Genomic DNA, 22,647 nt, shown 5'->3' with positions numbered 1-22,647 from the left:
CGGTAATGCCGAACCCTCATCGTTTATGGCAACTGTTGTTCCTGTGTTTGCCCTTCTTTGCTGGTAGCCTGCAGGTGCCCCTGCAATGAGGATTTAAACGGTCCATCCCCGTTCAGCAACCCTTTCAGCTGTAATTGCAGGTTACCATCGCCTTCCAGCGGAATATGCTGCCAACCCCACTGCTGTAGCGTATTCAATGGCACCGAACGGCCATTGAGTGAGAGTGCGAAAGGCTTCCCTGGCTGTTGGTTGATATCCACTTTGGCATCCAGCAGGCCATCAGGCATAAAGGCGCTCAATTCGGTTACGTTGATTTTCTGCGGATCCGCCTCTAATGCCAGAGAAGGGTGGCGCAGATCGACCTTGTTTAAGGTGGCATCGTTGCCGTTGAGTTTCAGTGAACCAGACCAGATACCCCATTGATGGTCTTTCGCCAACAGTAGGTTGCTGCCATAGCCATCCAGCGCAGTGATTTGGAAAGGGAAGTCCGGGTTAATATCGATAATCAGATTACGGTTGGTGGTCATCTTGCCGACATACACCTCAGCCAGCCAGCTTGGGAGAGGTTTCAGCCACAATGCGCGCCAATTGGTGGGTAAGGTATATTCCAGCGCAGCAACGGCTAGCTCATCCAACTGCAAACGTTTATCGGCGCGTAACCAGTTACCGGTAGTACGCAATAATCCCCCTTCCCAACGGGTGGAGAATTGTTGAATAGCGATCCCCTCTGGAGAAAGTTGCATATTCACTATCGGATCGATCAGGTGAAAATTACCCTTAATGAGGTCGCCAGCATTAAAGTTGAGCGAACCCTCCTCGCTACTCCAGTCACCTTGCTGCAATCTGACATTCTGTAATGATAGATCGAGATCGTTGGCCGCCCAGTCATTCCCTTCCAGACGGGCATCAATCAGATCGAAACGTTTTAGCGAGATTGGTGGTAATGCCGTGATATCGGCCCAGAATTGTTCCATCGTTAAATGGGTTTGCAGGCGGACATTACTCAAGCGTAGCCGTTCGACCAACCAGCTACCGTCAGCAGATCGCTTGGCTACCCCAGTCAGATCGCCTTGAGCGAGATCGGCACCGAAGTCGCTCAATATAAGTTGGTTCTGTTTTATTTCCCCCTGAACTAACACCTGTGAGGCTGGGATGCCGTTTAGCGTCATAGAACCGGCGCTGAATTGGAACTGGTTGTTATCACCAAGCAAATGCCCAGCCTTAGGCATCCATGGGTTAATACCGGCATTCACCTTTTGTGCGTTTAGTTGCCAAGTCTCGGTGTTGGATTGCAGAGCCATATTGCTTAACTGCAGAACATCAGCCTGTAGCGGGAGTGGTACACCCTGCTGGACTTGGACGTTGAGGGTGCCATCGCGCAGCGTAATACTGTCAAAATAACGGGGCTCGGTGATTTGCCGCAGGCTAAATGCCAGATCGATTTCCTTGGCGGCTAGCATCTGTGGTTGATTGACCGGTGAGAAGGTCACGCCTTCCAGACTGATTTGGCCTGGCTTACTCCACGAGTGAGAGATTTTTTCTACCGATAGACGATATTCACTGTTATCACTGATCCAGCGGCTTAGCCAGCCTGCAGCCCAGCGGGTTTGCCCCAAAACGTACAGCAGCACGACAGCAAGGACTATCAGCAGCAACAGCGTCAGAAACAGCTTTCCGATAAATCTCATCGCAATAATCCGTAACGGTCAGAAAAGATATCTTGTTTATGCCGCAATTAGGCTGTCAGCTCAAGTGCAATAGCCTGAAAGGCAATAAAAAAACGGCCGATAGCGGTTTACTATCGGCCGTTGTGCCACTCAGGTTGAAACGCTTATTTCTCAGGTGGGAACAGCAGGTTCAGCACAATGGCGGTGATGCCACCTGCAGCGATACCTGAAGAGAGCAGGGTTTTCAACCAGTCCGGAGCGAACTGCAGGATCAGCGGTTGCTGTGAAACACCCATGCCCACGGCCAGCGAAAGTGCCATGATCATGATCGCACGGCGGTTTAGTGGCTCGCGTGAAACGATACGCACACCGGAAGCAGCGATGGTACCAAACATCACGATAGTCGCCCCACCCAGTACGGGCTCAGGAATATGTTGTACAAAACCGGCGACGGCCGGGAACAACCCCAGCACGATCAGCATCAGTGCAACAACAAAACCCACGTATCGACTGGCGACTCCCGTCAGTTGGATCACGCCGTTATTTTGGCCGAAACAGGAGTTCGGGAAGGTATTGAATACGGCGGATAGCATAGAGTTCAGACCATTCGCCAGTACGCCGCCCTTAAGACGGCGCATATATAGAGGCCCACTGACGGGTTGCTCTGATACGTCGGAAGTGGCGGTGATATCACCGATGGTTTCCAGCGAGGTCACCATAAAGATTAGCATCAGCGGCAGCAGTAAGTTCCAATCGAAACCCAGGCCGTAATACAGCGGGGTAGGGATCGTGATGGCACTCTGGGTGACCGGCTGAGTTTCCGGCAACATGCCCATTGCCCAAGCCAGCAGATAGCCTACGGCCATGGCAATCACCAGCGACGCAACCCGTAGGTATGGGTTGCGCTGGCGGTTAAGTAAAATGATGACCACCAGAACCGCACCTGCCAGCAACAGATTTTTGGGTTCGCCAAAAGTATGATCGTTCATGGCCGCATAGCCGCCACCAATAGAGGTGAGCCCTACTTGAATCAGAGACAGGCCAATGATCATCACCACAATACCGGACACCAGTGGTGTGATAATGCGGCGCGCCAAATGAAGCACACGTGACAGCAGGATTTCAGTACAAGAAGCCACCATCAATGTGCCAAACAGCGCTGCCATCATGGTCGGCACGTCAGCCCCACCGTTCTTCAACGCCAACCCGCCCATAATCAGCGGGGAAACAAAGTTGAAGCTGGTTCCCTGAATAGACAGCAAACCCGAACCCACCGGCCCCCAGGTCTTGATTTGTAGAATGGAGGCTAGGCCAGAAGCAAACAGCGACATGCTGATGATATGTTGCGTATCTTGTGCAGGCAAACCCAGCGCCTGGCAAATCAGCAGTGCAGGGGTGATCACGGCAACAAACATAGCCAACAGATGCTGGCTGGCGGCAAATAGCGTTTGTGGCAGCGGTGGGCGATCTTCCAGGCGATAAATCAGTTCACTGTTGCGCGGGGCTGTTGCTGATGCTTTTTCTATGGCATCGAGCTCGGCAGATTGAGTGGACATGGTGCGGTGTTCCCTAAGCGGCAAAGAGGGCATTTTAATGATCTGATTCACAAAAGCAAACGGTTGCGCGCTAATATTTTTACCGAAGAGGGCTTTATAAAGAATACGCTTTTTTAAATTTTCACCATTAATATTAGCTGGTTATGCCATCTACCACATCTTGTTTACACGAGTGTTCTGCTAGCGGTCAATCAAGGTACTTCCTGAGACTCGCGTACGGGTAAACTCAAAGCCCTATCAGATTTATGGTTTATAATTAATTACATATTGATTCTGAAACGGGGTACTAGAGATGTTCCATCTCGACGCTTATGGCACTTTAGTCGCTGCTACGTTGGTTTTACTTGTTGGTAATAAAGGTATACGCACCATTCCTTTGCTGAAAAAATATACTATTCCTGCCCCGGTTGCGGGTGGTCTACTGGTGGCATTGCTGCTGTTGGTGCTGAAGAAAACCGTCAACTGGGAAATCAGCTTTGATATGTCACTCCGAGACCCCCTGATGCTGGCTTTTTTTGCCACTATCGGTCTGAATGCTAACCTGGCGCGTTTACGCGCAGGGGGCAAAGCACTGTTTATATTCCTGTTTGTAGTGTTAGGGTTGCTGGTGGTGCAAAACGCCATTGGGATCGCCATGGCGAAAATGCTGGGGCTGGATCCTCTGATGGGGCTGATCGCTGGCTCGATCACGCTTTCCGGAGGTCATGGTACTGGTGCCGCCTGGAGCAAAGTGTTTATCGAGCGTTATGGTTTTGAGAATGCGACTGAAGTTGCCATAGCCTGTGCCACTTTTGGTCTGGTTTTAGGAGGGCTGATTGGTGGCCCAGTGGCACGCTATCTGGTGAAACACTCTTCAACCCCGGAGGGTACGCCTGAAGACAGTGTACAGCCGAGCGGTTTTGAAAAACCGGAAAGTGGCCGCCTGATCACCTCACTGGTCATGGTAGAAACTATTGCCATGATCGCCATCTGCTTAAGTGCCGGCCAATTTATCGCAGGATTACTGAACGGCACCGCGTTCGAATTACCTATCTTCGTTTGCGTGCTGTTTGTCGGGGTGATCCTTAGCAATACGCTCTCGGTTACCGGTTTTTACACCGTTTTTGAACGAGCGGTTTCAGTGTTGGGAAACGTCAGCCTGTCGCTGTTTCTGGCGATGGCGCTGATGAGCCTGCGCCTGTGGGAACTGGCTTCTCTGGCACTGCCGATGCTGGCTATTCTGGCTGTTCAGACGTTGGTGATGGCGCTGTATGCGATCTTTGTGACTTACCGCGTCATGGGGAAAAACTATGATGCTGCCGTGCTGGCGGCCGGGCATTGTGGCTTTGGGATGGGGGCAACACCCACCGCGATTGCCAACATGCAGGCGATTACCGATCGTTTCGGCCCTTCTCATTTGGCTTTCCTGGTCGTGCCAATGGTTGGGGCGTTCTTTATCGATATCGCCAATGCGATTGTGATTAAGCTGTATCTGACGCTGCCAATATTTGGCTGATGTTCATCGGGATCTGCAGCTCTTCGAGCAGAATGGCTGCAGATTCAGGCGTTGGAGTAACGGGCCGTTTCCGGCAGCCAACGTTCGATCAATGCGTGTGCATGCTGCGGATAGTGCTGATGGATATGGCGTGCCACGCGCTGAACTTCGGGGATCATGGACTGATCGCGCAATAAATCGGCTACTTTGAACTCAACGCTACCGGTCTGGCGTGTACCCAATAGCTCCCCGGGCCCACGAATTTCTAAATCTTTCTGAGCAATAACGAAGCCGTCGTTACTGTCCCGCAGCACTTGCAGGCGTTTTTGCGCGGTTTTGCTCAGCGGTGTTTTATAAAGTAGTACACAGTGTGAGGCCACCGCGCCACGGCCAACTCGGCCACGCAACTGGTGTAACTGCGCCAACCCTAAACGCTCAGGGTTTTCGATAATCATCAAGCTGGCATTCGGCACATCGACACCCACTTCAATCACCGTCGTGGCTACCAGTAATTGCAACTCTCCCTGTTTGAATGCCTGCATGACGGCCTGTTTCTCTTGTGCCTTCATACGGCCATGCACCAATGCAACTTTCAACTCAGGCAGGGCGATTTTTAACTCTTCCCAAGTTGCTTCAGCAGCCTGAGCTTCCAGCAAATCGGATTCTTCGATCAGTGTACAAACCCAATAGGCCTGGCGGTTTTCTTCAAGACAGGCGTTTTTTACCCGTTGGATAATATCGGCTCGGCGCGTATCAGGAATGGCAACGGTAGTTACGGGGGTTCTGCCTGGGGGAAGTTCATCGATGATTGAGGTATCGAGATCGGCATAGGCGGTCATCGCCAGCGTGCGTGGGATGGGGGTGGCCGTCATGATCAACTGATGGGCATGGAACCCCTGCTCTTCGCCTTTCTCCCACAATGCCAGCCGTTGGTGCACGCCAAAACGGTGTTGTTCATCGATGATCACCAGCGCGAGGCCATTAAACTGCACCTGTTCCTGAAAAATGGCATGTGTACCCACCACCATGGCGACTTGGCCGCTGGCAATCGCCTCTTGCTGGGCGATACGCGCTTTACCTTTTTGCTTTCCTGCCAGCCAGCCTACTTCCAGCCCCAGTGGTTCAAACCATTGGCGGAAGTTATTGGCATGTTGTTCAGCCAGCAGCTCGGTTGGTGCCATCAGCGCCACCTGTTTGCCATGTGCAATGGCGCGTAAAGCTGCCAATGCAGCAACTAAAGTTTTGCCTGAACCCACGTCGCCCTGAACCAGGCGCATCATCGGGAAGCCTTTTTGCATATCAGCTTCAATCTCCGCCACTACGCGATTTTGTGCCGCGGTGGGAGCAAACGGCAATTGAGCGAGGAAACGGGTTTTCAGTTGGTTATCGGGCAGCAGCGATAGCGCTTGGTAGCTTTGTGCGCCAGCACGGACTGCCAGCATACTGAGGTTATGCGCCAGTAATTCTTCAAGGATCAGGCGCTTTTGTGCAGGATGTTTACCCTGTTCCAAATCAACCAGTTGGATATCCGGTGGTGGGCGGTGCAGTGTATGTAACGCTTGCGAGAGGCTCATCAAGCCCCCGCTCAACTCTGGTGGCAGAAGTTCGGCAATAGCGCAGGTATCCAGCAGCGTCAGCGCCTGCTCGGTCAACTTACGCAGTGTGGCTTGCCTCACGCCTTCCGTAGTGGAGTAAACCGGTGTCAGGGCTTCCTGTAGCTCTACGTCACTGTTCTCACCCTGAATACGATATTCAGGGTGAATGATTTCCGCGCCATGGGTACCGCGCTTGACTTCGCCATAGGCTGTTACACGGCGGCCAGTGGCCAGGCTATTCTTCATTGCGGCGTTGAAGTTGAAGAAGCGCATGGTCAGGATGCCAGTGCCATCGCTTATCTGGCAGGTCAACATACGGCGACGGCCAAAACTGATATCGCTGCGCAGAACTTCCCCTTCAACCGTGGCAAAAATGCCGGGTAGCAGATCGTTAATCAGGTACAGACGGGTTCGATCTTCATAACGCAGCGGGAGGTGTAGCAGCAAATCCTGAATGGTGCTCAAGCCGATTTTAGCCAACTTTGCCGCCTGGCTGGCTCCAACCCCGGAGAGTGTTGTCAGTGGGACTGCATCCAACAAACGGCCTTTCATCGGCGTGCCGTCGTTGCCTGCATGGTTGCCCACCATTCGGCATCGGCGACCACCTGGCCCTGTTCATCAACATGTGGGCGCGGCAACCCTTTGCGTTTGGCCACGTTGGCCAACACCGGATAACCCCCCTCAAATAGCAGGCGTTGCTGTTCTTCGGCATCCAGTGCGCTGTGTTCGCGGCGATACATGCCGGCATTTTGCCGCTGGCGTTGGGCTTCATACAGAATAAGTGCCGAGGCCACAGAAACATTGAGTGATTGCACCATACCGATCATCGGAATAATGATGTCTTTATCGGCCAGGGCTAAGGCTTCTTCGGTAATGCCGGTTTTTTCCTGCCCCAGCAGTACACATGTTGGACGCGTATAATCTATTTCGCGGAAATCGACGGCACGCGCAGAAAGGTGAGTGGCCAGGATTTGCATACCCTGACCTTTCAGGTGGTTGACTGCATCGGCAATGGTGCGGTGAGTTTTCACGCTTACCCAGCTATTGCTGCCCGCAGCGGAGGCAACCTGCGTGCGCATCCGCGCCGATGGCCACACGGCATGTATCTGATGCACGCCGACGGCGTCAGCGGTACGGATAATCGCGGAGACGTTATGCGGCTTGTGAACCTGCTCCAGGCAGACCGTCAAGTCGGGCTGCCGGGTAGCCAGCATTTCACAGATCCGCGCATAGCGTTCAGGGCTCATAGGCGCTAGTTTCGGTTACGGTTAACTTTAATCACATCCGGCATGATACGGATTTTACGCATGATATTTGCCAAATGGATGCGATCACGGGTGGTTAAACGAATAAAGGCGCTGTAAACCCGGCCATCTTTCTCTTCGGTATTCAGGCTTTGAATATTCGATTCGGCTGCATTAATCGCTGCCGTCAGGCTGGCCAGTGCCCCTTGATGGTTGAACATGTCCACTTTTATTTCCGCAATGAATTCCTGCTCAGTTTTCATATCCCACTCTACCGCCATGAATTTCTCAGGCTCTTTCTGGTAGCCGCGGATATTACGGCAGGATTCATGGTGGATCACTAGCCCTTTACCCGGGCTGACATGGGCAATGATCGGGTCGCCTGGAATTGGGCGGCAGCACTTGGCGAAGGTAATCAGCACACCATCGGCGCCTTTGATCGCCAGATTGCGCGTACCAGAAGAGGCTCCCAGGCTCGACTTATCGCCCTGCAGGTTTTTCGCTACCACCACACTCATGGCATTACCCAGGCCAATTTCTGCCAGCAGATCGTCCAGCGTAGCCAACTTCATGCGTTCCAGTTCGTGCTGGATGTTTTCTTTCGGCACTTCAGAAAGCTTGCGGCTACCGCCGAGCGCATGGTTCAGCAAGCGGCGACCCAGGCTTACGGAGTCGTCACGCTTAAGGTTTTTCAGCATCTGGCGGATTTTTGCGCGAGCCTTGGAGCTCACAACAAAGTTCAACCAGGCAGCATTTGGCCGTGCACCAGGGGCGGTAATGATCTCTACCGTCTGGCCGCTGTTCAGGGCTTGGGACAACGGATAAGGTTGGCGATCAACGCGCGCGCCGACGCAGGCGTGGCCGATATCGGTATGTACCGCATAGGCAAAATCGACAGGCGTAGCGCCAGCAGGCAGTTCAACGATACGGCCTTCTGGTGTGAAAACGTAAATCTCATCCGGGAACAGATCGGATTTAACACTTTCGATAAATTCAAACGAACTACCCGCGCTTTGTTGCAACTCAAGCAGGCTCTGCATCCAGCGTTGTGCGCGAATTTGTGCGGTAGTGCCGGTTGTTTCACCCTGCTCCTTATAGGCCCAGTGTGCAGCAACCCCCATCTCTGCCATCTGATCCATATCATCGGTACGGATCTGCACTTCAACGGGTACACCATGTGGACCAATCAGCGAAGTATGCAGCGATTGGTAACCGTTGGCCTTGGGGATCGCAATATAATCTTTGAACCGCCCCGGGCGTGGCTTGTACAGGCTGTGCGCCTGGCCTAAAACCCGGTAACAGGTATCTACCTCTTTCACCACCACCCGGAACGCGTAGATATCCATAATGGAATGGAAACGCTGTTCTTTCAGGTGCATTTTGCAATAGATGGAGTAGAGGTGTTTTTCCCGCCCACTGACGCGGCAGGGGATACCGGCTTCGGTCAAGCGCCCTTCGATCTCGGCGAGTATTTTCTGGATCATCTCCTTACGGTTACCACGCGCGGCTTTCACCACTTCCTTGATTACGCGGTAACGATTCGGGTAAAGCGCCTCAAAACCCAACTCTTCAAGTTCGGTTTTCAGATTGTGAATACCCAGGCGGTGAGCCAATGGGCTATAGATTTCCAGTGTTTCGCGGGCGATACGCCGCCGCTTGTCCGGGCGCAATGAGCCGAGCGTGCGCATGTTGTGGGTGCGGTCGGCCAGTTTGATCAGAACGACGCGGATATCCTGCACCATCGCCATGATCATCTTGCGGAAGTTCTCCGCCTGCGCTTCTTTTTTATCCTGGAATTTTAATTTGTCGAGTTTGGATACGCCTTCAACCAGTTCAGCAACGCTCTTGCCAAACAGTTGTTCCATATCCTGATACGTGGCGGTGGTATCTTCGATGACGTCGTGCAGCAGTGCTGCCATCAGCGTCTCATGATCGAGACGCATCTCCGCCAGAATACAGGCAACCGCAACTGGGTGAGTAATGTAGGGCTCACCACTGGAGCGTGTCTGACCCTCGTGAGCGTCACGTGCAACAAGGTATGCCTGTTTGAGGCGCTTAATCTGCTCCTCAGGCAAGTAACGTTGAATCAGCAGATTCAGGCTTTCAAACAGGTACAAGGCAGACTCGCAGTCTAATTAACGACGACCTTCAGCAATTGCGGTAACCGCTTGGATCTCTGCGGCTTCCTGCTCTTGCTGCTCCTGGCGCTCACGAACATCGAGGATCTGGCTGTTGATCAAGCCTTCTTCGATTTCACGCAGAGCGATAACGGTGTACTTATCGTTCTCTTCGGGTACCAGAGCGTCTTTACCTCCGGTCTGGATCTGACGTGCCCGACGAGCAGCGACCAACACCAGGTCAAAACGGTTACCAATTTTTTCTACAGCGTCTTGAACAGTTACGCGTGCCATATTTCTGCTACTCCACAGGTGACGAAAAGACTGGGCATAATACTGAAACTGTCTTCAGTCTGCCAATAATTTGCTGATTAAAGCATCATGCCGCAGCATTTGACGGCCCAAACGCAAGCGTTCGGCGCGAATAATGGTTTTCAGATCGGACAGTGCCAGATCGAAATCATCATTTACGATTAAATAATCATACTCTGCATAGTGTGTCATTTCTGCAACGGCCTGGGCCATACGCCGGGCAATCACCTCATCGGCGTCTTGCCCTCGGCCGCGCAGGCGTCTGCCAAGTTCTTCTTTCGAAGGCGGCAGAATAAAAATACTGCGCGAGTGGGGCATTTTTGCGCGTATCTGCTGGGCACCTTGCCAGTCGATATCCAGAAACACATCTACCCCGGTCGACAGCACCTGCTCAATTGCGGCACGTGAAGTACCGTAATAGTTGCCGAAGACTTCAGCATGCTCAAGAAACTCATCCTGCTCAATCATACGGCGGAATTCGCCTTTCGAGACGAAGAAGTAATGTTCGCCATGATTTTCACCCGGACGACTGTCGCGCGTGGTGTGCGAAACCGAAACCTGCGTGTCGTACAGCGGTTGCGTTTTTAACAAAGCCTGAATCAGACTTGATTTCCCTGCGCCACTTGGAGCAGAGACAATATAAAGCGTGCCTTGAGCCATAGATGATGTTCGTTGATAGCGATTGATTAAGTCAGTTACAGCGGATGTGTAATTTCTCGGCACAGTATACACGGCTAATGTGCGGTATGCAGCGTTAGCTCTCATTTTGGCCACAGCTTTCTGGCAAAAATAGAGGCAAAAGGTCGATTTGCGCTGTCTATCTGGAAATTTTTAACGTTTTCTGCAAACTCACATCCTTTTTTGAAGCCATTTTGCATTTTATTTTGTTGCCATTCGCCAAGACAGCACATTGCATGTTTACTGCGGTGCATCAAGGAGGTGAGCAATGTTGAAATGCATGAGCCGAGGGAGTCTGGCGCTGATAGTGATGGTCTGCCTGTGCAGCGCTGCATGGGCTAAAAACTGTCCAAACTGGCCACAGGAGAGGCTCCGGTTAGAGATATCGGCGCTGAATGACCAACTGGCTCGTTGGGATGAGGCTTACTATCGCCTTGGCAATAGCCTGATCGACGACGAGATTTACGATGCTTTAGTGCGGCAACTGCAAGATTGGCAAATTTGCGCAGGCGAGACGGATTCAGATGACGGCACTCGGATATTGCCAGCAGGTAAGGTTCCGCATCCGGTTGCACAAACGGGATTGCGCAAGCTCCCTGACCGCAATGCTGTCGTGCAATGGATGCAGCGCCGTCATGATTTATGGGTTCAGCCTAAGATCGATGGTGTAGCGGTAACCCTGATCTATCAAAAAGGTCTATTGGTCAGCGCTATTAGCCGGGGCAATGGGCAGAAGGGAGAGAACTGGCTGGAAAAGGTTCAGGCTATTCCCGCAGTCCCTAAGGTTTTAACCGATGGCCCAGAATATCTGGTCTTACAGGGGGAACTGTTCCTGAAGGTGAACGATCATCGCCAACAGGCGCAAGGGGGTATTAATGCTCGTTCCAAAGTGGCTGGGATGCTGATGCGTAATTTACCCTCAGCCGAATTGAAGCAGCTTGGGATATTTGTATGGGCATGGCCTGATGGCCCGGGCACTATGGCGGAACGCCTACAACAGCTCGCCGGTATGGGCTTTGTACTCCCGCAGCAATTTTCAAAGCCGGTCAATACAGCGGCGGAAGTGGAACAGTGGCGTGATTTCTGGTTTCGAAACCCACTACCTTTCGTGACTGATGGCGTGGTTGTTCACCAGGGGGCCACACCTTCTGGGCGTTATTGGCAGGCTAAACCTGGCGATTGGGCCGTTGCCTGGAAATATCCTCCCGTCCAGCAAGTGGCAAGCGTCAACAATGTCGAGTTTACTATTGGTCGCACTGGCAAAATTGCCGTGGTACTGGGCCTGGAACCGGTGCGTATGGATGATAAATGGATAAGGCGCGTTAATATCGGTTCGCTGGCGCTTTGGCAGAAATGGGGCATTGTTCCCGGCGATCATATTGCTATTAGCCTGAAAGGGCATGGCATACCGCATCTGGAGCAGGTGGTCTGGCGCACAATGGAAAGGGTAATCCGCGATGCGCCCAAACCTGAGCATTATCACCTGCTGAGTTGCTTTACTTCAGAAGCTGGCTGCGACCAGCAATTCATGGCTCGTTTAGTCTGGTTGAGTAGTGCTAACGGCCTAAACATTTCAGGCTTGAGTAAAGCCGGATGGCAAACGTTGATCGACAAAGGGCTGATTAATGGTTTACTGGACTGGCTTGATTTAACCCCTGAGCAGCTTAGTCATGTTCCAGGTTTGAGTGAAAAGCGTGGCCAACGCCTTTACCAGCAGTTTCGTCTGGCGCGGCAACAACCTTTTGGCCGTTGGCTAATTGCACTCGGTATGCCCCTTTCCCCGTTGCAATCGGCGGCTCTTCAAAATTGGCGGCAGATCCAGCAGATGACGGCAGAAGAATGGCAGGATATTGCGGGTATAGGTGCTAAAAAAGCTCAACAGTTGCACGCATTTCTGCAAACACCTGCCTTTCTTGCACTAGTAAAAACATTGCAGCAACATAATATAAACGGTTTCAGTCAGTTACCTAATAACTCTGCGGTTGTGGCCTGGTCTGGTAACGTGGCAACGAATCTTGATTTTTGAATATTCATTTTGCATTTGTTATATACCCAAGTTCATTCGAGTTGCAGCTAGGCAGCAAGCGAGTATGGCCACAGGAGCATGGCTCATTATGTGACTGAGGCATGTGACTGAGGCGCACAGTAAAAACCGCTGTAGCTTGAATTGTGACGGGTATGGCCAGTTTAGCGTGGGCTAAAATGCGGTAACGATAATAGGGAAAGTGAAAAGAAAATGAGAAACACCTCTGTATTGGCTGCAACGGTCGTTATGGCACTCCTGCTGAGTGGCTGCCAGGCGCCATCCCAGCAATCTTCACCACAGAAACCGCTGGCACACTGCGACGTGGGTGAGCCAATGTTACAAACCACGCTCTATTTTGGGCTGAATCGCCCGGCTGGGGCGGTCATTACGGCAACCGAATGGCAAACCTTTGTCGATCAACAGGTAACGCCGCGTTTTAAAGAGGGGTTGTCAGTATTTGATGCTAAAGGGCAATGGTTGGGGAATAACGATAAATTGGTGCGCGAAGACAGCAAAGCGTTAATGCTGATCCATGCGCCTGGGAGAGAAAACGAGCAAAATATCGAAGCATTACGCATACGCTATAAGCAGCAGTTTGCCCAAGACTCTGTTATGCGTGTTGATGCACAGGTGTGTGTATCATTTTAACCCATACCCGGCTTGCGGCGTAAGTGACAAGCCGGGGAATTCACTTAAAGCACTAATCCAGTCACCGCAGCGGAGAGCAGACTGACCAGCGTTGAGCCGTAGACCAGTTTAATGCCGAAGCGTGAAACGACGTTACCCTGGTGCTCGTTCAACCCTTTTATGGCACCAGCAATAATACCGATGGACGCAAAATTGGCGAAGGACACCAGGAAAACCGACAGAATGCCGAGTCCACGGGGGGACATATCTGCCGCGATTTTTTTTAACTCGATCATCGCAACAAATTCGTTGGCAACCAGTTTGGTGGCCATGATGCTACCCGCCTGAAACGCATCTTGCGCCGGGATACCAATTAACCATGCCAATGGGTAGAACACATAACCCAGAATTTGCTGGAAGCTAATCCCGAAAATGGTGGCAAAAATGGCATTCACTGCGGCTATCAAAGCAATAAAGCCTATCAGCATTGCCGTAATGATCATCGCGATTTTGAAGCCAGCCAGAATATATTCCCCGAGCATTTCAAAGAAACTCTGATCTTCATGCAGCTTATTCAGCTTAAGTTCTGGCTCATCGTCCACCTGATAAGGGTTGATAATGGAGAGAATAATAAATGTGCTGAACATATTGAGGATTAATGCTGCCACGACATATTGAGCATCGATCATCACCATATAGGCACCTACTATCGACATCGATACCGTCGACATAGCAGTCGCAGCCATGGTGTACATCCGGCGTGGTGAGATATCCCCGATAATGCCTTTATAGGCAATAAAGTTCTCTGATTGACCTAGCATCAACGTGCTGACGGCGTTGAAAGACTCTAGTTTACCCATGCCATTCACTTTGGAAAGCAGCGTTCCGACTATGCGGATAACCAAAGGCAAAATACGAAAATGTTGCAAAATGCCGATCAGTGCAGAGATAAAGATAATTGGGCATAAAACGCCGAGGAAGATGAAGGCAAGCCCTTCTTTACTCATACCGCCGAACACAAAGTCAGAGCCCTGTGCGGCGAAAGTTAGCAGGTGTTCAAAGAAACCTGCTACACGCTTAATCACCCCTAATCCGCTTTCTGAATGCAGGAAAAAGTAGGCTAGAGCGGCTTCAATCACCAGGAGCTGGAAAACATAGCGCAGGCGTATTTTCTTGCGGTCATTACTAACCAGTAACGCGAGGAAAATGATGACAACCAAAGCCAGAATAAATTGCAGGATTTGCGACATAGAGAACTCGAACGGCGTACAGGCGAGAAAAACGACATTTAGCCACAACGCGCTGTACCTTTCATCCCTTATCTAAACATGGCGTTCATCAGTATCTCAAAAACACCACTAGTTATTGCATGAGAACGTGTGAAGTTCTTTCAGCCATTCAACCGCTGGTGGGGGTAAGGGAATGTCGATAGGATCGCCGTTTTTGCTGCGTTCCTCGGGTAAATGCCAGATGGCAGCGTCCAGGTCGAACTCTTCCCACCGTGCGGCACACAGTTCCATCTTGCGCACACACAGCGCCAACAATAACTTGAACGTGAGTTCGTTTTGTCTGCTGAAGCCCTTGGCGGTGCGCATGGACTGAAACAATTGGGTCAGTTCTTCATGGGTTAACCATCTGTCCCGTGAGACCTCTTTGCCGCCAGCGTCGGAAACCTCAAAGGCCGAACAGGGGTTAATCTCCAGCGCATGACGCTTAATGCCGTAATCGAATATGCGGCGCGTCTAGCGCAAAACGTCCGTTGCTATGGTTGGCGCTCCACGGTCAACAATGCTTTTCAGCATGTCGTCAATATGGCGGGTTTTTACGTCTTCTACCTTCATATGGCCGATAGAGGGATTGATATCTTTGTCGATACGGCGGCGCAGTATGTCTGGGTGCTTCCAGCGCGGCAGGATCTGGCGTTCAAAGTATTCAGCGGCTAGCGCTGACACTTTTAGCGCGTGTTTCTCATGTTCGATCTTTGCCAGCGCTTCGGCTTTCTGCTCCTGTTTCTCTCCTGCCACGTCATAACCCAGGGCAACACGGGCTGCAAGTGCTTTGGCTCTCTCCCTTGCTTTGGCTAGCGATAACTCGGCATAGGAGCCAATAAGCATTACTCGAGTTTTACCCGCCAGCTTGTATCTGAAACGCCAGGATGGGCTTCTATCGGCATTCCTGAAACGCAGATAAAGCCCTCCTCCATCTGAGCGTCCTTCAAATCGTTCTCGTGCCTTTATCCAGGCCCGGATCTGCATATCTGTTAGCTTTGGCATCGTGAAACCCTGAACATTGAGTATGGGGTGTACCCAAACAGTTTTATCAAAATGCAAATGGGTACACCTTTGGGTACACCTTTATAGTGCGCTTTCTTGATCCTTCATGCTGCCCCCCTGATAACAAAAAAGCCCGCTGGTTGGCGGGCTCTCTGGTTTTTTGTGGCTTCTTGATTCTTCCTGAATACTTACTCTTGGATCTATTCATTGAGTATCGGCGTCTAAGCCTTATGGATACTGAGTTTCTTATAATGCGTTTTTCTATTGTGTACACCCTTGTGTACACGGTAAAACGGAGTGCTCTACCATTTAGACTATTTTTCACCCTCCCACCGTCATCCCTGCCGTCCAAGGTAAAACCTGCTTAACTTCGCTCAACCGATCCCAGCCTGAGAGCTGTCCTCGTCCATTTGGGTACATATGGGATAATCCCACATCATGGTGAAGAATGCCCCCGGTTGTGATTTCTTATTGTAGGATAGATGTATCCCACATTAAGGAACCCACCAGCCATGCGAATGACCAGTCGCAAAAAAGAGATACTGAGCTACTTTGAACCGGATAACGCCAAATGGGTAACGGGTGAGATTGGGTACCCACCTTTCGATGTGTCTGGTGTGGCCTACCTGCTCCACGGTATAACCTCGCATGATAACCGCCATCAGATCGAATCTACCCGGCGAACGCTGGAGGCAATGACTAAAGACGGCCTGTTAGAAAAGGTAATCAGCTACGAACAGCGGCAGGACACTACACAGTCAGGTGGCGGCGCAGGTGTTTGGTGTAACTGCTCCCGTTATGGACTGCCCGGTTCCTGTAATCTGCGGCGTGATGATGGCGGTAGGCGTGACGCGATAGAGGGGGAGGCGGTGCGGGTAGAATAGAGTGGGTGCGATATCACAAACCCAATCTCACCAATCACCAGAATCGGCATAAATAACTTTGTGATGAATATCACATATTTTATGTGGCGCTCACAACAAAGTCGCATTCCACCGTTTGAAAGCGTTTCTATCTCCCGTCTTTTTTATATATATAAGCAAAAGTATGTTGGTTCAGTCGGTTCAGTTGGTTCAATTTGTAAAGACGTTTGTTTTATATGACTTTATTTTCAAAAAGTGAACCAACACAAGGCCGTTTTGAACCAACAAATGGGGTTTTCGTGTTGGTTCAGTACCGCTCAACCCGTGGCTACCTATAAAGTGGATAACACATTACCCAGAAGATAGATAAGCTGGTGTAATAATAGGTATACGCTTTTTGAAAACAGCCATTTATGTTCAGACTTTATACCAATTTACTGTTCAAAATTTGCCAAAAGTATTCCTCCACACCAGCCCACCAAAACTGTGGCAGGCCAACTCATAAGCCATGGCTTTCTGCTGTCTAAAATTTAGCGGAATTAACCGCAAGAGGAGAGCAACTATGAAAGCAGTAATAAGGAAAAAAGAACTCATAAAAAAAGTATCGCTGTCTGACTCAACAATCTGGCGACTGGAGAAACGGGGTAAATTCCCAGCTAGATTCAACTACGTGGGTAGAGTCGCATGGGACCTTGACGAGATTGAGGCATGGCTAGAACTACAAAAAAAAGAGGGAACAGGGAAGGAAGCAGACAGGAAGCCAGACGTTAAACTTCGCAAGACGCGCCCTATTCCGAAGTAGTTGGTAAATGCAAGCCGCGTTAAGAAGTGATGCGCCACCAGTACCACTATGCAAACTCTAATGTTGGTCCAGAGGAAGTGATCCCCGCGCTGCTGAGCGATGAACGTAACCTGCAGATCACTGCGCTGGTAGATGAGTTAGCAGACAACGGTCATGATGTGTCAGGTATCATTCGTGAGGTTGAGGTGATGCGGTACTACATTCTGGAGTGCGCCAAGCGCATGTCGGTCATAGCAACCAGTGCGGCATTCATTGGGCAGCAGACTAAGATCAGTTAACAACTTCCGCCGCCAGCACCCTACTGGCGGCAAGTCTCCAATTACTAATAATTCTGTACGTATTGCACGGATTTAACGTATACTAAATGAGCAAGTTACCTTTATGGTGATTTGCCTTTGAAATGCTTTAACTTTATCGGGGACAAGATATGACAAAATTTGCGTTATCATCGAAAGGAGCGGTTCAAAACCGTACGCCTTTAGAGCGTCGCAAGCTTGTTGTGTCTTCAGTCAAGCCAGCGGGGAAAGGTTATGCCACCCGCAGAGAAGGTAAAAACGGTAGAGTTTTAGATCAAGCTCGCTTTTCTGATCGTGGTAACCATGCTCTCGTGGTATTTGTTAAATCTTCAATCATAGATATTCGTGAGATATTCCCACGAGTTATGCCAATCTCTGCTGCTGAGTCACAGGAACTATCTTTCCATATGCTGAACTCTTTAGATGAGCGGATGAAGGAAGAACAGTTCGATGTTTTCGAGTGAGTACACCGGCCGGATAATTCCCACAGCGGAGTTCAAGACGGATGCCTTTTTAGTATCACTAAAAGAGTCTTTTAAATATCACTGGCGGCACGGTTATCACCAGGATCTAGGTAAAGATTCCCTTTTTGAAAGGCCGGAAGAGGCAGAGCAATACCATATCAGAAAAGTTCACGTAAACATCCAGCAGTACGCATCTTACTCACACTCTTGCACTAAAGACTGCTGGGATGAATGGTCCTATGGCAAACTCGATGAGCGCGGTAATTTTAGAGCCACACCAACGAGCAATGCATACTTAATATATGCAGTTAATGACCGCAGAGACGCAGTGCTATTGGCTTACTGGGATCCACCTGCTCATACAAAAGCAAACGAGTCCGTATGGATGGACAGTGTCATTAACTTCACACGACTATTTCACGAAAAGACAGGCTCATGCCCAATGCCAAGAGACATCAATTTATGGGGGCCATCATTTAAAGTTGAGAAGCTCGCCTAGAGAGCTTTTGCTGTGTATTGATCATAGATTGCATTAATGGTTGTCTAATTGGTAATCAACCTGCGAGGCTATTCCATGAAAGCAAACAGCGTAAACATACCGCCGTGCGACAAAAATACAGTAGCCTTTCCACATACAGCAGCAGGTAATTACCAAGTTAATAATGCCATAGCCGTGGGCCTAACTCGCCATAGTAAGGCGATGAAGGGTCTTGCCAAGGTGTGAACCGCTACAGCTTTCTAGGCCATATTTACATCGCAGGTACTATCTCAATTTTCTTTTTTACTTCGATATTTTCTCACTAATAATGAAGCGACAACCAAGGCAAAAAAGATAAAAACAGGCGAAGAGGTAAACTTTACAAATGAAACGGCATAATCGGTGTAGCTTCCCTTTTCGACACCACAAAGAATCTGCTCGCTGTTAATCTGCTCTATCCTGAAATCGAGTATTTTGTTAAAAACATCCTTCTTAATCCCGACATCTGGAACAATTACATAGTTAACTCCGTAATTATTGAATACCTCATCAGCAATACTTTTTTCAACCAACACAGAGTTACTATTGATCGAGATATAATCTAACTTTGAGTTTCTGAAGTAGGAAACCAGCGCGCTATCATACCAGCCGGATGATGCAGCGGCACTCAGAGCCTCCCCAATAGAGGGAGGAATGAAGCAGATAGATTGATCAGCTCTAGCAATTGGTTTTTCTGTATAAATTGTCATTCCGCCCTCCTATTTATTATTTACCGTCCCAGCATAAACTGTGACGGTGGAACAATGAAGGTATTACCCTGCTCTTTTTCAACTCGTTGCCGATACCTTTCCAGTGATCCAGGGCTAAGCCATTCTTGCGCACGATTCAGGATAAGGTAATTCATTGCCGGTCTCACCACATGCAGGTTCATGAATGGTGTATGATCGATGCCGAATTTCAGTAAATCGGCCGCCTTCGCATCACCATCTCGAGCGCGCAGATATAGGTTGCGGATCTGGTCAAGATCGCCGATTGCAGGGCCGGCCAAACTTGAGGCTAATCCGCCGCCAAACCGATTGTATTCACCAAAGAGAAAATCCCCCATCAAACCAAGGCCACCGCCCTGAGCTGCCGCAGCAAGGAATGTTTTCCCATCCGCAGGGCGTGGCGTCTGTCCCTTCAGCAACAACTTAGTTTGCATCGATACATAGCCTAGTGCTGTCATCCAAATGAATAACTGTGCCAATCCTACCTTTTCACCATTGCCATTACGCATGGCATTCGCAAGGCTGGTAAATCTCCCCTGACCTAATTCAGCTGGAGTGTATCCACGGCCAAATATCTCACGACCAATGGAGTTCTGCATAAACGATCCAGTGAATGATTTGAACTGCCCACCGAAACGGATTGCCTCACCAAGTGGTGTTCCCGGCTGAGTCCCCTGCTTCATCATGGCTCGAGTTCTGGCACCAGGTTCTGACATAGCAATCACCACCCGATCAAGATAATACCCCCTTAGCTTTCCCTCTAAAGACTCACGTGCGGCCGCAATGCTGGATTTATTAACCTGGAGCCCATCGGCAGCAACATACTCAGCAATATGATCGTCAGGAATGTATTTAACACCGTTGGGTGTCATGTGTTGGTTACCGCGCACATTATCCATTTCCATGCTGCGATATAGATTCCATTCACGCTCGGTGATTCCGCTGGAGTTGAGTACCCGGCGTAGATCTTCATTCATGGATGACCATGGAGACTTAGCGTTGTGTGCCATCCAGTTGGACATAACTAACCCCATGGACTTACGACTATTCTCTGTCCACCAGTTCAGAAGGTTTAGCTTAAAGAAGGTGCGTTGCATTTTGGATATACGGCCTGATACAGAGGTATCACCAGAGAATTTAGCGATCATCTCATCGCGCATGGTGTCTGTGAATATTCCCATATAGCCAAGGATTTCTTTCTGATCAGTTGAACTGTACCCCTTTAGCTTACCAGCAATACTTTTCCCCATGGCATCCATCAGGTTCATTCCCTGATAGCGCAGTTCCATGGCCGCATTGCCAACATCGTTGAATGAAGAAATCACAGCGCCCCCCAGCTTCGTCATTCCCTCAACAGCTCGAATAGTTGCTCCTGCCCTCGCTATTGTGGAATTAGCTGGAATGCTGTTGTACCCAAGAATCTCAGATAACTCATTTTCCAGAGCGCGGCGGCGCTCAGCAAAGTCTGCCTCTGCTGCTGGATTGTTCAGCTTTTTTAGCCTGGCTTGCTGCGTTTCAAACAGGTGACTGAACATATTTTCAGGATTGGTTCCAAGCACGCGCATCACCCCGGTTGTTCTGGCGGAACTGGTTAACCCAGACATAACTGATTCGCGCAAGCTGCCTACACCATAGACTTTGTTGTACTCATGCCATGCAACACCGTCTTTGAAATGCAATACCCTCTCTTGGCTCGCACGCTTTGCCTGGTTTGAACCACCTTTGAAACCAGAAAGCCAATCTGACTTTTGGTTGCTTAAGTGAATCCCAGACGCTAGGCCGTTATAAACGCGCTGTAAAAACTCATCACGATTGACTACACCGTCGAAGGTAGATTGATCGAGGCGAGGAAGAATAGTGTCTCGCCACGCCTCATAACCCGCAGATCTGATTTTCGCCCAGTCATGACTCTGACGGGTGATATACCCAGCCAGCTTGCCAATAAATGACCCTGCTCGATTGCTGTCAAGCCTTGCTATCTCCTGCCACTTGTTGATTATATCGGCAAGCTTGATAGATTCTTTCGATAGCCCTGTCGTTGGCTCTCCGCGACCAATCTTCCAGAGTGCGTCCGCGATCTCTTGGTCATATTCGCCAGAGGCCAAAACCTTCGATAGCCCTGATTGATTGAGATCATGCTCGAACCCAGCGATATACTTCCCCTCTAATTGCCCCTGCTCTCGAGAGGCTGAGGCGCGGAAGCCTTCTGCTGCTTCATTACGGGACACTAATAGAGCTGAAAGAGCTATGTCAGGCCGATCAGCACCAAGTGTCTCTTTGCTATTGCTTAGAAAGCTTTCAAGCTTGGTCCTGATTTTCAGGTTTATCGCCTTATTTCGCGCTTCAATGACCCTCGCCAACTTGTCACTGCGGATCATATCATCAGCGGCTTTTAGTGCGGCTTCCTCAAGAGTTAGTGAGGCGTTCTCTGCCTGATAGATGTCAATATTTTTACGAAGCTGCGAGAATAAATCCTGAAGTTCATCATCGGACAAGTCGCGACCAGCAGCTTTGATAACTAATTTCTCACATTCAGCTAAATAACGATTTGCCATTACATTTTACCTATCATGCAGCCAGCAGCGGCCTGGATACCTTTTTGCATACTGGTATCGTTAGCTTCCTGACGAATAGTTTTAAGTTCTTCTTTGAGCCTTGCATTATCAGCTGAGTCAGCAAGTGCGTTGAGTATGTTGAGTTCAGCCTCGAAATCTTCTTGGGCATTTAGCATGTCAGCATCTTCACGCGCAGCCCGCCTTGCCTGATGTTCTGCTGACGTACTAATCGAGACGGCGGCAGGATCAGCTTGCGGCTGATAAGGCCTTGAAATCCGCTCTATAGCAGTTACTCGCTTGGCTGGGTCGGCAAGATCAAAGAACGAATCAATGTTAATGTCCTCACCTCGTTGGGCTTGGGCTATCGCAGCGCGCAGAGCATTTTCTCTGATAGATATGTCAGCATCATCAAAACGCTGGGCGGCGGTGCGCACACCATGGGATAGTGGACTTTCCTGCAACCCTTCTCTGATTTGCTGAGCGCGCTGCTCAATTAACGGCTTGGCTGCCTCTGGTATGTTTCCGTTGGTGAATTCAGTAACATCTTGCGCAGCCTTAGCGCCATCGACATGATTATCTATCTGCTTTTGTAATTCGACATTACGGGACTCCAGAGCGGCTTTTTCGTTCGCAATATCCTGACGAGCCTGGGCCTGTGCCTCTTTGAACTTCATTCGATCAGCCTGATAGGATGAAATCCGTTCTTTTATGGTGGTATCTAAAGCTTGGTATTGTTGCGTATTGCTTGCCAGCTCAGCCCTCAGAGCGTTGACGTTCTCTATCTGCTGGCCGACTGCAGTACGCCTAGCATTTATAAAATCGGGGACAATATCGTTATAGGCGGTCGAGTAAG

At 50.1% G+C, this 22,647-nt stretch carries 18 protein-coding genes and 1 pseudogene; 7 read left to right on the top strand and 12 right to left on the bottom strand.

Going from position 1 to position 22,647, the window contains the following annotated elements:
* Window positions 1-23: 23 nt before the first annotated feature.
* Both SAQUA_RS24270 and SAQUA_RS24265 read right to left on the bottom strand, forming a co-directional pair.
* Window positions 24-1,688, bottom strand: a complete 1,665-nt coding sequence (locus tag SAQUA_RS24270; RefSeq protein ID WP_380679897.1) for an AsmA family protein — start codon at window positions 1,686-1,688, stop codon at window positions 24-26.
* A gap of 143 nt (window positions 1,689-1,831) precedes the next feature.
* Window positions 1,832-3,223 carry an NCS2 family protein gene (locus tag SAQUA_RS24265; RefSeq protein WP_380679894.1) on the bottom strand — a complete coding sequence of 464 codons (1,392 nt, stop codon included), beginning with the start codon at window positions 3,221-3,223 and terminating at the stop codon, window positions 1,832-1,834.
* Window positions 3,224-3,515: 292 nt separating this feature from the next.
* On the opposite strand from SAQUA_RS24265, the gene gltS reads away from it, so the two are divergent.
* The gene (gene gltS / locus SAQUA_RS24260) at window positions 3,516-4,718 is read left to right on the top strand and encodes a sodium/glutamate symporter (RefSeq protein ID WP_380679891.1); all 1,203 of its coding nucleotides are present in this window, start codon (window positions 3,516-3,518) and stop codon (window positions 4,716-4,718) included.
* 44 nt (window positions 4,719-4,762) lie between these two features.
* On the opposite strand, the gene recG is transcribed toward gltS, so the two are convergent.
* The 5 genes from recG to gmk are packed head-to-tail and all read right to left on the bottom strand — an operon-like array spanning window position 4,763 to window position 10,625.
* Window positions 4,763-6,844: an ATP-dependent DNA helicase RecG gene (gene recG, locus SAQUA_RS24255; RefSeq protein WP_380679954.1), complete on the bottom strand. Its 2,082-nt coding sequence runs from the start codon at window positions 6,842-6,844 to the stop codon at window positions 4,763-4,765.
* Entirely contained in the window at window positions 6,841-7,539 is a 699-nt protein-coding gene (gene trmH / locus SAQUA_RS24250) for a tRNA (guanosine(18)-2'-O)-methyltransferase TrmH (protein ID WP_380679887.1), read from the bottom strand. The genes recG and trmH overlap by 4 nt, the downstream gene beginning before the upstream one ends.
* Before the next feature lie 5 nt (window positions 7,540-7,544).
* The gene (gene spoT, locus SAQUA_RS24245) at window positions 7,545-9,653 is read right to left on the bottom strand and encodes a bifunctional GTP diphosphokinase/guanosine-3',5'-bis pyrophosphate 3'-pyrophosphohydrolase (RefSeq protein ID WP_380679884.1); all 2,109 of its coding nucleotides are present in this window, start codon (window positions 9,651-9,653) and stop codon (window positions 7,545-7,547) included.
* 18 nt (window positions 9,654-9,671) lie between these two features.
* A complete protein-coding gene (gene rpoZ / locus SAQUA_RS24240; protein ID WP_024482945.1) occupies window positions 9,672-9,947 on the bottom strand; it encodes a DNA-directed RNA polymerase subunit omega in 276 nt (91 codons plus the stop codon).
* A gap of 54 nt (window positions 9,948-10,001) precedes the next feature.
* Window positions 10,002-10,625 carry a guanylate kinase gene (gene gmk / locus SAQUA_RS24235; RefSeq protein ID WP_380679880.1) on the bottom strand — a complete coding sequence of 208 codons (624 nt, stop codon included), beginning with the start codon at window positions 10,623-10,625 and terminating at the stop codon, window positions 10,002-10,004.
* Between the two features lie 286 nt (window positions 10,626-10,911).
* Here gmk and ligB point away from each other — a divergent pair, with 286 nt between their 5' ends.
* Together ligB and SAQUA_RS24225 are read left to right on the top strand one after the other, a co-directional pair.
* The gene (ligB, locus tag SAQUA_RS24230; protein WP_380679877.1) at window positions 10,912-12,669 is read left to right on the top strand and encodes an NAD-dependent DNA ligase LigB; all 1,758 of its coding nucleotides are present in this window, start codon (window positions 10,912-10,914) and stop codon (window positions 12,667-12,669) included.
* Between the two features lie 210 nt (window positions 12,670-12,879).
* Window positions 12,880-13,317: a DUF3574 domain-containing protein gene (locus tag SAQUA_RS24225; RefSeq protein WP_380679874.1), complete on the top strand. Its 438-nt coding sequence runs from the start codon at window positions 12,880-12,882 to the stop codon at window positions 13,315-13,317.
* A 44-nt stretch (window positions 13,318-13,361) separates the two neighbouring features.
* Here SAQUA_RS24225 and SAQUA_RS24220 read toward each other — a convergent pair whose 3' ends face one another.
* Together SAQUA_RS24220 and SAQUA_RS24215 are read right to left on the bottom strand one after the other, a co-directional pair.
* A complete protein-coding gene (locus tag SAQUA_RS24220) occupies window positions 13,362-14,546 on the bottom strand; it encodes a NupC/NupG family nucleoside CNT transporter (RefSeq protein WP_380679871.1) in 1,185 nt (394 codons plus the stop codon).
* Between the two features lie 111 nt (window positions 14,547-14,657).
* Window positions 14,658-15,569: pseudogene (locus SAQUA_RS24215) on the bottom strand (tyrosine-type recombinase/integrase); the annotation flags it as partial.
* A gap of 512 nt (window positions 15,570-16,081) precedes the next feature.
* Here SAQUA_RS24215 and SAQUA_RS24210 point away from each other — a divergent pair.
* The 4 genes from SAQUA_RS24210 (at window position 16,082) to SAQUA_RS24195 (ending at window position 17,994) form a co-directional block, all read left to right on the top strand.
* The gene (locus tag SAQUA_RS24210) at window positions 16,082-16,453 is read left to right on the top strand and encodes a hypothetical protein (RefSeq protein WP_380679868.1); all 372 of its coding nucleotides are present in this window, start codon (window positions 16,082-16,084) and stop codon (window positions 16,451-16,453) included.
* Window positions 16,454-16,994: 541 nt separating this feature from the next.
* Window positions 16,995-17,234, top strand: coding sequence for a helix-turn-helix transcriptional regulator (locus tag SAQUA_RS24205; RefSeq protein ID WP_380679865.1), 240 nt, complete (start codon window positions 16,995-16,997; stop codon window positions 17,232-17,234).
* A 29-nt stretch (window positions 17,235-17,263) separates the two neighbouring features.
* Window positions 17,264-17,512, top strand: a complete 249-nt coding sequence (locus SAQUA_RS24200; RefSeq protein WP_380679862.1) for a hypothetical protein — start codon at window positions 17,264-17,266, stop codon at window positions 17,510-17,512.
* A gap of 149 nt (window positions 17,513-17,661) precedes the next feature.
* Entirely contained in the window at window positions 17,662-17,994 is a 333-nt protein-coding gene (locus tag SAQUA_RS24195; protein WP_380679859.1) for a hypothetical protein, read from the top strand.
* 768 nt (window positions 17,995-18,762) lie between these two features.
* Here SAQUA_RS24195 and SAQUA_RS24190 read toward each other — a convergent pair.
* The 3 genes from SAQUA_RS24190 to SAQUA_RS24180 are packed head-to-tail and all read right to left on the bottom strand — an operon-like array spanning window position 18,763 to window position 22,468.
* On the bottom strand, window positions 18,763-19,221 hold the full coding sequence (locus SAQUA_RS24190) for a hypothetical protein (protein WP_380679856.1): 459 nt from the start codon (window positions 19,219-19,221) through the stop codon (window positions 18,763-18,765).
* 20 nt (window positions 19,222-19,241) lie between these two features.
* A complete protein-coding gene (locus tag SAQUA_RS24185; protein ID WP_380679853.1) occupies window positions 19,242-21,794 on the bottom strand; it encodes a hypothetical protein in 2,553 nt (850 codons plus the stop codon).
* Window positions 21,794-22,468: a hypothetical protein gene (locus SAQUA_RS24180; RefSeq protein WP_380679850.1), complete on the bottom strand. Its 675-nt coding sequence runs from the start codon at window positions 22,466-22,468 to the stop codon at window positions 21,794-21,796. Before SAQUA_RS24180 ends, SAQUA_RS24185 begins: the two co-directional genes overlap by 1 nt.
* Between the last annotated feature and the right edge of the window lie 179 nt (window positions 22,469-22,647).

The organism is Serratia aquatilis (assembly GCF_044865145.1).
Taxonomy (GTDB): Bacteria; Pseudomonadota; Gammaproteobacteria; order Enterobacterales; family Enterobacteriaceae; genus Chania; species Chania aquatilis.
Note: the sequence above shows the minus strand (reverse complement) of the source record. Positions and strands in the feature narration are given on the sequence as shown.

Bases quoted from the DNA above. Each gene is read 5' to 3' on its own strand.
- SAQUA_RS24270 (WP_380679897.1), bottom strand. From the start codon at position 1,688: ATGAGATTTATCGGAAAGCTGTTTCTGACGCTGTTGCTGCTGATAGTC.
- SAQUA_RS24220 (WP_380679871.1), bottom strand. From the start codon at position 14,546: ATGTCGCAAATCCTGCAATTTATTCTGGCTTTGGTTGTCATCATTTTC.
- recG (WP_380679954.1), bottom strand. From the start codon at position 6,844: ATGAAAGGCCGTTTGTTGGATGCAGTCCCACTGACAACACTCTCCGGG.
- SAQUA_RS24205 (WP_380679865.1), top strand. From the start codon at position 16,995: ATGAAAGCAGTAATAAGGAAAAAAGAACTCATAAAAAAAGTATCGCTG.
- gltS (WP_380679891.1), top strand. From the start codon at position 3,516: ATGTTCCATCTCGACGCTTATGGCACTTTAGTCGCTGCTACGTTGGTT.
- SAQUA_RS24200 (WP_380679862.1), top strand. From the start codon at position 17,264: ATGCGCCACCAGTACCACTATGCAAACTCTAATGTTGGTCCAGAGGAA.
- SAQUA_RS24195 (WP_380679859.1), top strand. From the start codon at position 17,662: ATGACAAAATTTGCGTTATCATCGAAAGGAGCGGTTCAAAACCGTACG.
- ligB (WP_380679877.1), top strand. From the start codon at position 10,912: ATGTTGAAATGCATGAGCCGAGGGAGTCTGGCGCTGATAGTGATGGTC.
- gmk (WP_380679880.1), bottom strand. From the start codon at position 10,625: ATGGCTCAAGGCACGCTTTATATTGTCTCTGCTCCAAGTGGCGCAGGG.
- trmH (WP_380679887.1), bottom strand. From the start codon at position 7,539: ATGAGCCCTGAACGCTATGCGCGGATCTGTGAAATGCTGGCTACCCGG.
- SAQUA_RS24265 (WP_380679894.1), bottom strand. From the start codon at position 3,223: ATGTCCACTCAATCTGCCGAGCTCGATGCCATAGAAAAAGCATCAGCA.
- SAQUA_RS24185 (WP_380679853.1), bottom strand. From the start codon at position 21,794: ATGGCAAATCGTTATTTAGCTGAATGTGAGAAATTAGTTATCAAAGCT.
- SAQUA_RS24180 (WP_380679850.1), bottom strand. From the start codon at position 22,468: ATGAAGTTCAAAGAGGCACAGGCCCAGGCTCGTCAGGATATTGCGAAC.
- SAQUA_RS24190 (WP_380679856.1), bottom strand. From the start codon at position 19,221: ATGACAATTTATACAGAAAAACCAATTGCTAGAGCTGATCAATCTATC.
- rpoZ (WP_024482945.1), bottom strand. From the start codon at position 9,947: ATGGCACGCGTAACTGTTCAAGACGCTGTAGAAAAAATTGGTAACCGT.
- SAQUA_RS24225 (WP_380679874.1), top strand. From the start codon at position 12,880: ATGAGAAACACCTCTGTATTGGCTGCAACGGTCGTTATGGCACTCCTG.
- SAQUA_RS24210 (WP_380679868.1), top strand. From the start codon at position 16,082: ATGCGAATGACCAGTCGCAAAAAAGAGATACTGAGCTACTTTGAACCG.